This window comes from Ochrobactrum sp. RH2CCR150 (assembly GCA_014138095.1).
Taxonomy (GTDB): domain Bacteria; phylum Pseudomonadota; class Alphaproteobacteria; order Rhizobiales; family Rhizobiaceae; genus Brucella; species Brucella gambitense.
Map to the genome: position 1 here is coordinate 177,876 of JACGXE010000002.1, position 12,300 is coordinate 190,175.

The following is a 12,300-nucleotide window of genomic DNA, read 5'->3' on the forward strand; positions in this document are numbered from 1 at the left end:
TCCCGCTTTATTCGGCGGGAATTGCATCTTCCATCGTATCGTCATTGGCGGCAGGGGAAGGCGCATCGACCGTCTTGTCGATACGCTGGCCTTCGCGCGTCGGCTTGACCAGAGGTTCAGGCGTAACCGGCTTGTTGAACAACAAGTGTCGTCCCGCCATGATGCCTTCGGAGGCCTGCACATGCAGGCGATCCTCATCGCGCTGGCGCACATCCTCACGGATGGCATAGGCGCTATTCTCCGCCATGCCCAGACCTTCCAGCGCCCGCTGCCCGAAGAGCAGACCGGATTCGAAAGTTTCGCGCAGTTCATACTCCACGCCCTGTGCCCGCAACTGCAAAGTATGCTCGCGGTCATAGGAGCGCACGAACAGGCGCACATCCGGATAGTCCGACTGGATCAGGCTGACGATATGGTTCGTCGTTTCCTTGTTGTGGGTGCAGACCGCGACGATCTTGGCTTTGCGGATGCCGGAAGCTTCCAGCACGTCCTTGCGGGTACCATCGCCGAAATAGATGCGGAAACCGAATTTTCCGGCGGCGCGCACGCGGTTCGGCGACTTGTCGATCACCGTCACGTCGATACCGCCAGCGAGCAGGATCTGCGATGCAATCTGGCCGTAACGCGAGAAGCCGATCATCAATACGTCGGAGCCAGCGCCTTCGAAATCCTCTTCGATTTCATCGACGGGCTTGTCCTTGATGAGAAGCTTCGAGCCGATGGCCACGGAAAGCGGGGTCAGCGCCATGGAAACCGTGACAGCTGCCACCAGTTCAGAGCCGAGAGCACCGGAGATGATCGCTGCGGCAGAAGCAGCCGAGAACAGCACGAAGGCGAACTCGCCGCCCTGCGGCAGCAGGAAGGCGATGCGCACGGCATCATTGTGGCTGGAACGGAAGATGCGGCAGAGCACATAGATGACGGCGATCTTTGCCGCCATGAAGACCGGCACGGCCAGAAGGATCGTCTTCCAATATTCCAAAATCACGCTGAGATTGAGCGACAGGCCCACAGCGACGAAGAACAGACCGAGGAAAATACCACGGAACGGTTCGATATCGGCTTCCAGCTCGTGGCGATAGGAGGACTCGGCCAACAGCACGCCAGCGATGAACGCGCCCATGGCCATCGACAGACCGGCGGCCTGCAACAATCCTGCCGATCCCAGCACGACAAACAGGGCGGCAGCGATCATGACCTCGCGCGCACCGGTATTGGCGATGATCCGGAACATCGGATTGATCAGATAGCGCCCGGCAACGACGAGCGCGGCAATGGCGGCAACGGCGGTTGCAAGGTGAAAGCCCGCGCTCGCCTGTGACGGTTCATTCGGCGACAGGGCCGGAATGATTGCCAGAATTGGGACGATGGCGAGGTCCTGAAACAGCAGGATCGCGAAGGCGCGCTGCCCGTGCTTCTGGTTGGTCTCGGCGCGATCTTCCAGCACCTGCATGGCGAAGGCGGTCGAGGACAGGGCGAGGCCGAAACCGATGATGATGGCTGCTTCCGGGTTTAGGCCTGCCAGATAGATTCCAAGCCCCGTTAGAACTGCGCCACACAGCAGAACCTGTGCCGCGCCCAGCCCGAAGATCGCATGGCGCAACGCCCAGAGCCGCGACGGCTTCAGTTCGAGGCCGATGATGAAGAGCAGGAACACCACGCCCAACTCGGAAAAGTGCAGGAATTCCTCACCGTCGGCGATGAGGCGCGCGACGGGTCCAATCGTGATGCCGGCAGCCAGATAGCCCAGCACAGTGCCAAGCCCCAGACGCTTGAACAGCGGTGCGGCGATGATGGCGCCACCGAGAATCATTAGGGCCTGTAGGTAGAGATTTCCACCGGTCGGAATCATGCTGCGCGCTCTTGTGGTTCGGAGACGGAAGGGTCTCGCGACTTGAGGATTTGGAGAAATGTGGACGGGCGTGCCTTGATGCCCCCCGATTTCGGCAATATAGAAACAAGATATGGCTGCAATCAGCCCGATGTCGACCAAATTGACGATATTTTTTTAGCAAGTCCCGGTCACGACCCGTTGCACATTGCAATGTCCGGTCAGGCGGAGGCGAGCTTGCCAAAGCGGGATTGTGCAATGATTTCAAATAATTCGGCGGAAAAGCTGGTCGAGCGTGCGGCCCAGTTGGTGAAAGCTGCCGAACGTGCGGGTGCCGATCATGCTGACGCTGTCGTGATGCGTGCCCGCTCCGTCAGCGTCTCGGTGAGACTTGGCAAGGTTGAGGGAACCGAATCGTCGGAGAGCGACGATTTTGCGCTGCGCGTTTTTGTCGGACGGCGGATCGCCAGTGTTTCTGCCAATGCGGGCGCCGATCCCGACCGTCTGGCGGAGCGCGCCGTCGCCATGGCGCGCGTTGCACCGGAAGATCCCTATGAGCAGCTTGCCGATCCGGCCCTGCTGGTGAAGTCGCCGCGCGATCTTGATCTTTACGACACGACCGAAATCGATACCGAACGTCTGACACAGGATGCGCTGGCAGCAGAAGCCGCTGCGCGCGAGGTCAAGGGCGTGACAAATTCCGGCGGCGCGGGCGCATCGCGCAGCCTCGGCGGACTGGTGCTTGTCACTTCCACCGGCTTTGCCGGTCATTATGCCGCCACCCGTTTCGGACGGTCGGTTTCGGCCATTGCGGGCGAAGGCACCAAGATGGAGCGCGACTATGATTTCAGCTCGCGGCTGCATTTCGCCGATCTCGATACGCCGGACGCCATCGGCCGTCGCGCCGGGGAGCGCGCTGTGCGCAGGCTCGACGCACGGCAGGCAAAGACCGGCCCGGTCACAGTGGTCTTTGATCCGCGCCTCGCACGCGGCATCGCCGGGCATTTGGCCAGCGCCATCAATGGTGCATCGGTTGCGCGCAAGACGAGCTTTCTGCGCGACAGTCTGGGCAAGCAGATATTGAAGCAGGGCATCACGGTGACGGACAATCCGCTGCGCATGCGTGGATCGTCGTCCCGTCCTTTCGACGGTGAAGGCATTGAGGGTCAGCCACTGACCATGGTTGAAGACGGTGTGCTGAAGCACTGGCTGTTGTCTGGTTCCAGCGCCCGCGAACTGGGCCTGACGGGCAACGGACGTGGCGTGCGTTCGGGTTCCGGTGTTTCGCCTGCCTCGACCAATTTTGCCATTGAGCCGGGCACGCAATCGCCGGAAGATCTCATCCGCGCTGTCGGCACGGGTTTCTATGTGACGGAAGTTTTCGGTCAGGGCGTGGATATGATCACCGGCCAGTATAGCCGCGGCGCTTCCGGCTTCTGGATCGAAAATGGCGAACTTGCCTATCCGGTCAGCGAAGTCACCATCGCGTCGAACCTGAAGGACATGTTCCTCAATCTGACACCGGCATCGGATATCGACCGCAATTTCGGGATGACGGCGCCGACCCTCGTAATCGAAGGCATGACACTTGCCGGAAACTGACAAACACAGCGAAACGCGTGACGAGCTGGCGCTGTTGCGCGATGCAGCCCGTGAGGCCGGGCGCATTGCGATGCGTTATTTCGGGCGCTCGCCTGAAGTCTGGTTGAAGGATGGTCATTCGCCGGTCAGCGAGGCCGACCTGGCAGTTGATCGCTATCTGAAAGACGTGCTTCTGACAGCGCGTCCCGATTATGGCTGGATTTCTGAGGAAACCGGCGATGAGCGCGCCAAGGCAAAACGACGGCGGGCTTTCGTCGTCGATCCCATCGACGGCACCCGCGCTTATATTGCCGGTCAGGACCAGTGGTGCGTGAGCATCGCGATTGTCGAGGATGGCAGGCCGATTGCCGGGGTTCTGGAATGCCCGGTGCGCAAGGAACTGATTGAGGCCGGGCAGGGACTTGGCGCAGTGCAAAACGATGCGCCGATCCAAGTCAAATTGCCGCCGGAAGGCGAGAAGGTTACCATTGCCTCGGCGCGCAACATGACCGCCGCGCTGCCGGAAAAATGGCGTGACAGGGTCAAGCTGCACGCCTATGTGCCATCGCTTGCCTATCGTATTGCGATGGTAGCGCGGGGCGACATCGCAGGCACCTTCATTCGGCCAAATTCGCATGATTGGGATCTGGCTGCAGCCGATCTCATCTTGAGTGAGTCGGGCGGGGCAATTCTGACAAACGATGCTCTTCCGCTCATTTATGGCGGTCCGACGCGGAGCCATGGGGCTCTTGTCGCGGCCAGCGGGAATTTGCTGCGTGAAATGTTGAGTGTTGTCGCGGAGTGACCGTTGGGTTAATCATGCCGCGAACCAAAATTGTTCAGGGATTATTGTCATGAGTGTCGAAGGCGACAAAAAGCAGCTTCTTCATCTGGTTTTCGGCGGCGAGCTGTCGAAGCTCGGAACCGTTCAGTTCCGCGATCTCGAAAACCTCGATATCGTCGGCATCTATCCCAACTATGAATCCGCAAAGACCGCCTGGAAGGCCAAGGCCCAGCAGACTGTCGACAACGCTCATATGCGTTATTTCATCGTGCACCTGCATCGGTTGCTCGATCCCGAAGGTGTGACGCTGCAGGCGGACTGAGCGGTTTGCCCGGTCCAGACCAACATACAACCGAAGGCGAAGAGCGTCCGGTCCAGTCAGCGGTAGAACCCGCCAGGCGCAAGAAAAAAGACGGCTTTGCGAAGCGTCTTTGGAAGCGCGTGCGCGGGCCGCTGACGCAGTCGGCTGTCTTCAAATCGATATTGGTCTGGCTTATCACGAGCTATTTCAAGTTCGTCTATTATACCAATACACGTCTGAAAGGATCGGCCGACCCGCAGGCGCTGGTCGGCAAGGACGATCCTTTCATTGTGACCTTCTGGCACGGCCAGCATCTCATGGGGCCGTTTATCTGCCCCAAGGGGATCGAACTCGTTGCTATGTTCTCGCGTAGCGCCGATGCGGAGCTGAATGCCCGCGTGGCGGAAAAGCTGGGGCTGATGACGGTTCGCGGTTCAGGTGGACGCAGCTCACGCGCGAAGCCGGAAAAGGGTGGTGCGCGTGCGCTCCTCACCTTGAAGAACGCGCTGAAAAAAGGACAGTCGGCATCGATCATCGCCGACATTCCCCATGGCACGCCGCGCGAGGCGGGCGAGGGGATCATTTTGTTGGCGAAATTGTCCGGGCGACCGATCATTCCGGTTGCTTATGCCTTCTCGAGAAATCATGTTTTGGAGAAGTCGTGGGACAAGACGACGATTCCACTGCCTTTTGGACGGTCCGTTGTTGTGCGCGCCGACAATGTGTGGGTGGATGCCGACGCCGATGAAACGCAACTGGAAGAAAAACGCATGGAACTGACGCGCCTGCTCAACGATGCCACGGTGCGCGCCTATGCGGCATTGGAGAAAGCGAAATGAGCGAACGCTGGGCGCGCAATCTATTGTCAGCCTATCGCATGTTCGGCTCCGCCGCCTATCCCTTCATGGGGCCTTACATTGCCTATCGCGCATCGCGCGGCAAGGAAGAGCGGCAGCGTCGTGGTGAGCGTTATGGCAAGTCAGCAGTTGCCCGCCCGCAGGGGCCGGTCATATGGGCCCATGCCGCCAGCGTTGGCGAAAGCGTTGCCATTACGCCGCTGATCGAAAGCATTGCCGCAACCGGCATTCATATCGTGATGACGACCGGCACGGTGACGTCCGCAAAGCTTGTGGCCGATCAGCTGGGCTCCAAGGTCATCCATCAATATGCTCCGCTCGATCTGCAGCCGGCGGTCAATAATTTCCTCAATCACTGGAAGCCGGACCTCGCCATTGGCTGCGAATCCGAAATCTGGCCCGCAACGGTGCTGTCGCTCGGCGGTCGTCATATTCCGCAGGTGCTGGTCAATGGCCGCATGTCGGATCGCTCTTTCGCCAGATGGCAGAAGCGACCTCAGCTGGCCGAAGCCTTGTTCGAAAATTTCGCCCATGTCGTGGCCCAGTCGGAACTCGACGGTGACCGTTTCCGTGCGCTGGGTGCGCGTCCGGTCAGTGTATCGGGCAATCTGAAAGTCGACACTATGCCTCCGCCTGCCGATCCGCAGGCCTTGTCCACATTGCAGCGGCAGATTGCCGGACGGCGCAGCTGGGCGGCGATCTCCACCCATGACGGCGAAGAGGCAATCGCTGCCGAAGTACACCAGATGCTGAAGGTCCGCTATCCGCATCTCGTGACGATCATTGTGCCGCGTCATCCGGACCGCACGCCTGCAATCGAGGCGATGTTGGCGGAAAAGGGGCTGAAAGTCACCAAACGCAGCAGCGGCTTGGCCGTTGAAGCGGATACCGATATTCTGCTGGGCGATACGATTGGCGAAATGGGGCTTTATCTCCAGCTGACGGAGATTGCGTTCATCGGCAATTCGCTGACCAAGGAAGGCGGGCACAATCCGCTGGAGCCGGCGATGATGGGCACAGCGGTGCTGACCGGCAAGAATGTGCAGAACTTCCGCGAGTCCTTCCAGCGCCTGATCAAGAATGGCGGCGCGCGTATCGTGAAGGACCGGAACATGCTCGCCGGGGCGATCAATTTCCTGTTCAACAATCCGCAGCATCTGCGCGGCATGATCAATGCGGGTGTCAGCACCGTCAAGGATATGCGCGGTGCGCTCGACCGCACGCTTGTCGCGCTGGAACCTTTCATCCAGCCGCTTGTGTTGCAGGCGCAGTTCCCCGGCAATCGCAATGAGGTTGCCTACATCCAAGGCGGCATCTGACATGGCGAGCGAAGCGCCGCCTTTCTGGTGGGAAAAGCCCGATTGGCGCGCAAGATCACTTGCCCCTGCCGCCTGGATTTACGGCGCTATCGCCGGGCGACGCTTGATCCGCTCCGAACCACCCAAAATTGCTCTGCCCGTTCTCTGCATTGGTAATTTCACGGTCGGCGGCGCAGGCAAGACCCCGACAGCGATTGCCTTTGCCAAAGGCGCAAAGGTGCGTGGGCTGAAACCGGGCATCGTCTCGCGCGGCTATGGCGGCAGTTATCAGGGCCTGCATGTCGTTGATCCGGGGCATGACAGCGCCCGTTATGTCGGTGACGAACCGCTGCTGCTTGCGCGCCATGCGCCGGTCGCGCTTTCGCCCGACCGCGTAAAAGCGGCGCAGCATCTGCAATCGCTCGGCTGCGATTTCATCATCATGGATGACGGGTTCCAGAGCGCGCGGCTTCATGCCGATTTTGCGCTGCTCGTGGTGGATGCAGGACGCGGGATCGGCAATGGCCGTGTTATCCCGGCTGGTCCATTGCGTGCGCCGCTGACCGACCAGATGCGCAAGACCGATGCGCTGTTGCGGATCGGCAAGGGCGATGCGGCGGATTTCGTGATCCGTCAGGCGGCCCGTGCGGGACGACCGATCTATGAGGCAAAGCTCATTCCATCTTCGACGGTAACGGTGGCAGGGCAGCGATGGCTGGCCTTTGCCGGCATCGGCAATCCGGACAAGTTCTATGCAAGTCTTGCACAGGCAGGCGGTACGATTGTCGAAACACGCTCGTTCCCTGACCATCACAGCTTCGAGCCTGATGAAATTCGCGATCTGATCGATACGGCCCGCCGCAACGGCCTGAACCTGATCACCACGGCGAAGGACCATGTGCGTCTGGCGACCATGGTCGGTGTACCGGCGGAATTTCTGTCGAAACTGGCGGTTCTTGATATCGATCTGAAATTTGAGCGCACGGATGCGCTCAATCATATCCTCGATACGGTGATCGAGCGCTTTAAAAGCCGGTCGTTATTAGGAAACTAGGCCTTCTTGCGGCTGCGCATTTCCGGATTGAACTCAAGCTCGCGCTCGAAGGAAATATGGCCGGTTGCATAGGCTTCTTGCCGCGCAACGCTCCAGTACTTCAGCTCGTCCAGCGGAATTTGCGCGCCAGTTACGGCACAGAGCACATAGGAACCGTGCTTGACGATTTCATAGTCGCCGTCGAGATAACGCAGGACAGCTTCGGAGGATGAGCGGGGCGATTCAAATCTGTTCATATGTGTAAAACCTTTGCGCTGGATTCTAGCAAGTGCGAACCTCGGCGTCCAGCGGTGCTGGATGAGCAGCTGTTAGAAAAATCGTTAACGTCTGCCGAAGAGCCGTTCGATATCGCTCAGCTTCAGCTCGATATATGTCGGGCGTCCATGATTGCACGTGCCGGAACCGGGCGTTGCCTCCATTTCGCGCAGCAATGCGTTCATTTCTTCCGGTTTGAGGCGGCGTCCGGAACGCACTGAACCGTGGCAGGCCATGGTGGCCGCGACATGGTTGAGCATGGCTTTCAACCCGTCGGCGGTTTCATGCTCGGCTATCTCGTCGGCCAGATCGCGGATCAGTTGTTGCACATTCATCTCGCCCAGCATGGCGGGCGTCTCCCGCACGGCGATCGCGCCCGGCCCGAACTGCTCTACGCCCAGCCCGAACCGGGCCAGCGTTTCAGCATGGCTTGCCAGCCGCTCAGCGTCTTCTTCGGGCAGATCGACGACTTCCGGGATCAGCAGCATCTGACCCGGTATGGGGCGGGAATGCAGCGCGTTCTTGAGTGCTTCATAGACCAGCCGTTCATGGGCTGCGTGCTGGTCCACAATCACGAGGCTGTCTTCTGTTTGTGAGACAATATAATTGGCATGAATTTGTGCACGGGCAGCACCCAGCGGCTTTTGCTGCAACTCGACCGGGACTTCACTCATCGTTCCCCGCGCATCGGCTGTGGGAACGTTCACGACGTCGATTGTCGCCTGCTCGCTTTCGTGAAACGCGGATGCGTTGCCGAAATCAAGCGGTCTATGCGCTGGATGTGCGGTCTGGGGCGACCATTCGCTTCGAGGCGCTGGCCGATCCGGTCGCCAGCTGGTGGAGGCATAGCTGCTGGATGCGGCGCGCGCGCTTGACGAGGACTGCGACTGAAATCCTTCTGCGCGAAAGGCCTGCAACATGGCTTCCGCACCGCTGGTTGCCGGGCGGATGCCGGATTGAGCCAGCGCTTGCTTGATCGCGCCGACGATCAGACCACGCACCAGACCGGGATCGCGGAAGCGCACATCAGCCTTGGCCGGGTGCACATTCACATCGACCAGTGCAGGATCGAGCGTCAGAAACAGCACGGCGACCGGATGGCGGTCACGCGCAATCACATCGGCATAGGCTCCCCGCAGCGCTCCGAAGATCTGCTTGTCGCGCACCGGGCGACCATTCACATAAGCGAACTGGTGCTGTGCATTGCCGCGATTATGGGACGGTATGCCGACAAATCCTGCGAGCCGCACACCGTCGCGCTCGGCATCAATGGCCAGCGCGTTTTCGCCGAAATCCTGACCCAGAACCTGCCCGATCCGTTCCAGCGTGGCATCAGCGCCCGTGCCGGTCGCGGGCATTTCCAAAGGCGAGCGGTCGGTACCCGACAGCGAAAAGCGCACATGCGGGAAGGCGATGGCGATACGCTTCAGCACATCTGTGATGGCGGAAGCTTCGGCACGGTCGGTCTTCATGAATTTGAGGCGGGCGGGCGTCGCGTAAAACAGGTCGCGCACTTCGGCGATCGTGCCGCGATTGAGTGCGGCGGGACGCGGGCCTTCCAGATGCCCACCTGAAACGGAGACTTCGAAACCGGCATCCGCATCCTGCGGACGCGATTTCAGCGTCAGCTTCGCGACCGAACCGATGGAGGGCAGGGCTTCGCCGCGAAAGCCCAGCGCGCGAATATCGTGCACATCGTCGGAAAGTTTGGATGTGCAGTGGCGCGAAACCGCAAGCGGCAGCTCGTTGGCGGGAATGCCGGAGCCATTGTCGGTGACGCGCAGCAGCGTCTTGCCGCCGCCGCCGGTCACAACCTCAATGCGGGTTGCGCCAGCGTCGATGGCATTCTCGACAAGTTCCTTGATCACGCTGGCAGGCCGTTCAATGACCTCGCCTGCCGCGATCTGATTGATGATGGTTTCGCTTAAGTGTCGAATGGGCATGTGGTGATTATAGGCAGATTCGCAAGCTGCTGTAATAGCGCCGCACACGTTGCGAACCGAGCCAACGAAACCGCAGGCTTTAGTCCTGCGGTTTGCTCTGTAACGGCGTCAGGCTGCCTGGGCCTCAGCCTCTTTATTGAGGCCGAGCTGAATGGCGGGTGCGGGATAACCGAGCAGGAAGCCCTGCACCTGATTGCAGCCTTCTTCCTGCAGAATATCCATCTGGATCTGCGTTTCGACACCTTCGGCCAGCACCGGAATGTCAAGGCTCTGGCCAAGTGCAAGAATGGCGCGCACGAAAGCCTTAGACTGCACATTCTGTGCCAGATCGGTGACGAAGCTGCGGTCGAGCTTGATCTTGTCGAAGGGGAAGGAACGAAGTGTCGCCAGCGATGAATAGCCGGTGCCGAAATCGTCAATCGCGATGCTGACCCCAAGTGCCTTGATTTCGCGCAAGATGTGCAGGGCACGCGCCTGATCGCGAATGATCGCGCTTTCGGTCACTTCCAGTTCCAGAAGCTTTGGCGAAAGACCGGTCTCGGTCAGGATATCCCGAACCGTTTCCACGAGGCCGGTATGGCTGAGCTGTAGCGGGGAAATATTGACCGCAATCCTGCGGGCGACGGGCCAGCTAGCCGCCTCGCGGCAGGCTGCACGCAATACCCATTCGCCAAGCTGTGTGATGACGCCGGATTCTTCGGCTATCGGAATGAACACGGTTGGCGGAACCAGACCCTGCACGGGATGACGCCAGCGTAGCAGAACTTCATATCCCGATACGCCGCCATCCTTCATGCTGCGCTGGACCTGAAAATTCAGGAAGAACTGGTTTTCGTCGATAGCCGTCCAAATGTCGCGGGCCAGCGCTGCGCGCTTGCGTGCCGCTTCATCCATGCTGCTTTCATAGTAACAGATCTTGTCTTCAATGCTCTGCTTGGCACGGTACATGGCCATGTCCGCATTGGACAAGAGCTTCTCCACATCGTCGGCATCAGTCGGATAGATCGCGATACCAAGGCTCGCACCGGGGCGGACAACGGCATTGCCGAGGTCGACAAGATCGCAAAGCGCGGTATTCAGGCGTGACATGAAGCTGCGCAGGTCGTCTTCGTCCTCAAATGTCTTCAGGGCTGCGAATTCATCGCCACCAAAGCGACCGATCAGCTCACCGCTTTCCAGATGCTCGGTCATGCGGGCGGAAATCTCGCAGAGCAGCCTGTCACCGGCGGCGTGGCCATAGAGGTCGTTGACCTCCTTGAAGCGATCCAGATCGATGCCGATCAGTGCGATACGATAATGGCCGTTATCGGCATTGATCTTCTCGCGGTTCAAGCGCTCGACAAACTGGGTGCGGTTTGGCAATCCGGTCAGCGAGTCATGGCGGGCAATATGTTGCAGCTGCCGCAAGTTGGACGACTGGACGTGGCTGTCAATGAGGTAGCTTGCAAGCGCTGTACCGAGCACGAGCAGGCCGACGCCGCCAACCGAAACGGCGAGCGCAAACTTGTCGGCCAGTGCGGCGTCTTGCAGATAGTTCATCGGCGTGACGGTCATTGCGGCCATGCCGGTAAAATGCAGGCTGACAATGGCGATCGTGAAGGTCAAAACTGCCAGACGATATGAGGTTGGATATCGCAAGCGCATCAGAACCTGACCGGACAGGGAACCGAACAATACGGCAAGCACGATGGACGCATAGAAATAATCCATGTTCCATTCGATCAGCCCGTCGACGCGATAAGCCAGCATGCCGATATAGTGCATGGCGGCAATCGAAGCGCCGACCATGGCGCCGCCAATGACCGGGGCGAACCGCGGAAAGCCGCCGGTCATGACGACGAAGCCGATCCCGGTGCCGACAACGGCAATCACCAGCGACAGGATTGTCAAGTCTGGCAGTAGAACCACGGGCGCGCTCGGCTCATAGGCCAGCATGGCGACGAAATGTGTGCTCCAGACGGTCGAACCCGACGCGATTGCCACCAGAAAATGCCAGCCATAGCGAACCGCGCCATGACATTTCGCTGCCTTGCGGACGAGATTGAGCGTGATCGCTGAACCGACGAGGCAGATCAAGGCTGCCAACGTTGTCAGCCACGCTTCATGCTGCGTGGCAATACAATTGAGAACGGTAATCATGGAGTGGATTGGCCCCGATAGCCCTATAAAACGAGGTCAGGGCATTGAATTGCCCAAAGTGATCGGCTTGGCTTTAACGTCGGTCCGTTACGATCCGACAGAGAAACCTGGCTGCTTAGGTGGTCATTACAAATGCAGAGACTCGATAGGAACCGAGCGGCCGATATGCCCAGATCGTATCAACGCACATCGGCGCATCATAGTCGTGTAACACATCTTAGCCTCTAGAAACCCAAGCCCGAATTTGATGATCCTTT

The 12,300-nt window shown here is 59.4% G+C and carries 10 protein-coding genes; 6 read left to right on the forward strand and 4 right to left on the reverse strand.

The annotated features are described in order from the left end of the window. Positions 1-7: 7 nt before the first annotated feature. Positions 8-1,852, reverse strand: a complete 1,845-nt coding sequence (locus tag FHW03_RS04535; protein ID WP_182519558.1) for a monovalent cation:proton antiporter-2 (CPA2) family protein — start codon at positions 1,850-1,852, stop codon at positions 8-10. 237 nt (positions 1,853-2,089) lie between these two features. On the opposite strand from FHW03_RS04535, the gene FHW03_RS04540 reads away from it, so the two are divergent. From FHW03_RS04540 to lpxK, 6 genes are all read left to right on the forward strand, one after another. Next, positions 2,090-3,433 carry a TldD/PmbA family protein gene (locus FHW03_RS04540; RefSeq protein ID WP_182519559.1) on the forward strand — a complete coding sequence of 448 codons (1,344 nt, stop codon included), beginning with the start codon at positions 2,090-2,092 and terminating at the stop codon, positions 3,431-3,433. Beyond that, on the forward strand, positions 3,420-4,217 hold the full coding sequence (locus FHW03_RS04545) for a 3'(2'),5'-bisphosphate nucleotidase CysQ (RefSeq protein WP_182519560.1): 798 nt from the start codon (positions 3,420-3,422) through the stop codon (positions 4,215-4,217). Before FHW03_RS04540 ends, FHW03_RS04545 begins: the two co-directional genes overlap by 14 nt. A gap of 49 nt (positions 4,218-4,266) precedes the next feature. Further along, positions 4,267-4,518, forward strand: a complete 252-nt coding sequence (locus FHW03_RS04550; protein ID WP_078338942.1) for a DUF4170 domain-containing protein — start codon at positions 4,267-4,269, stop codon at positions 4,516-4,518. A gap of 119 nt (positions 4,519-4,637) precedes the next feature. Further along, on the forward strand, positions 4,638-5,336 hold the full coding sequence (locus tag FHW03_RS04555) for a lysophospholipid acyltransferase family protein (RefSeq protein ID WP_182520045.1): 699 nt from the start codon (positions 4,638-4,640) through the stop codon (positions 5,334-5,336). Continuing rightward, positions 5,333-6,673: a lipid IV(A) 3-deoxy-D-manno-octulosonic acid transferase gene (gene waaA / locus FHW03_RS04560; protein ID WP_182519561.1), complete on the forward strand. Its 1,341-nt coding sequence runs from the start codon at positions 5,333-5,335 to the stop codon at positions 6,671-6,673. Before FHW03_RS04555 ends, waaA begins: the two co-directional genes overlap by 4 nt. Position 6,674: 1 nt before the next feature. Beyond that, positions 6,675-7,706, forward strand: coding sequence for a tetraacyldisaccharide 4'-kinase (gene lpxK, locus FHW03_RS04565; protein ID WP_182519562.1), 1,032 nt, complete (start codon positions 6,675-6,677; stop codon positions 7,704-7,706). Here the strand turns inward: lpxK and FHW03_RS04570 are convergent. From FHW03_RS04570 to FHW03_RS04580, 3 genes are all read right to left on the reverse strand, one after another. Next, complete coding sequence (locus tag FHW03_RS04570; RefSeq protein ID WP_078338939.1) at positions 7,703-7,942, reverse strand: DUF2093 domain-containing protein; 240 nt, start codon at positions 7,940-7,942, stop codon at positions 7,703-7,705. The genes lpxK and FHW03_RS04570 overlap by 4 nt on opposite strands. Before the next feature lie 84 nt (positions 7,943-8,026). Further along, positions 8,027-9,904, reverse strand: a complete 1,878-nt coding sequence (gene mutL, locus FHW03_RS04575; protein ID WP_182519563.1) for a DNA mismatch repair endonuclease MutL — start codon at positions 9,902-9,904, stop codon at positions 8,027-8,029. Positions 9,905-10,012: 108 nt separating this feature from the next. Continuing rightward, the gene (locus FHW03_RS04580) at positions 10,013-12,043 is read right to left on the reverse strand and encodes an EAL domain-containing protein (protein WP_182519564.1); all 2,031 of its coding nucleotides are present in this window, start codon (positions 12,041-12,043) and stop codon (positions 10,013-10,015) included. Positions 12,044-12,300: the final 257 nt, after the last annotated feature.